Origin of the sequence: Pseudomonas sp. PDM25 (assembly GCF_019219045.1) — a bacterium.
Lineage (GTDB): Bacteria > Pseudomonadota > Gammaproteobacteria > Pseudomonadales > Pseudomonadaceae > Aquipseudomonas.
Genome location: NZ_JAHUWL010000059.1, coordinates 1 through 604, shown reverse-complemented (window position 1 = coordinate 604; position 604 = coordinate 1). Strand labels below are relative to the sequence as shown.

At 59.3% G+C, this 604-nt stretch carries 1 protein-coding gene; it reads left to right on the top strand.

Annotated features, from left to right (window positions below; all coding sequences use genetic code 11):
- Nucleotides 1-604: SDR family oxidoreductase (locus KW848_RS31290; protein ID WP_218539175.1), on the top strand; the 604-nt coding region annotated here is incomplete at both ends.

The window sequence follows — 604 nt, the reverse complement described above, 5'->3', positions numbered from 1 at the left end:
GCCAGTTCGGGGATTGGCGAAGCGGCGGCGCGGATGCTTTCGGCGGCGGGCCACCCATTGCTGCTTCTCGCCCGCCGTATCAACCGCCTGGAGGCACTAGGGCTGCCGAACGCTTTGTGCCGTGGCGTTGACATTACCGACCGTGGTGCCTTGTTGGCGGCTGTCAGTGAAGCTGAAACGCAATTCGGTCCCGCCGACGGGTTGATCAATAACGCTGGAGTGATGCTACTGGGCGAGATGAACACACAGGACCCGGCGCAATGGGAGCAAATGCTCGACGTCAATGTAAAGGGTCTGCTCAATGGTATCCATGCGGTGGTCTCCGGCATGATCGAGCGTAACCACGGCACGATTATCAATGTCAGCTCAGTGGCAGGGCGTAAGACCTTTCCCAACCATGTGGCTTACGTGGGCACCAAGTTCGCGGTCCATGGCATTTCGGAAAACCTGCGTGAAGAGCTGTCACCGCACAACGTTCGAGTGATCACCATTGCACCTGGCGCCGTGGAAACCGAGCTGCTCAGCCACACCACCAACGAAGCGATCAAAACCGGTTATCAGGCCTGGAAGCAAGACATGGGCGGCACCGTGCTCAGTGCCGACG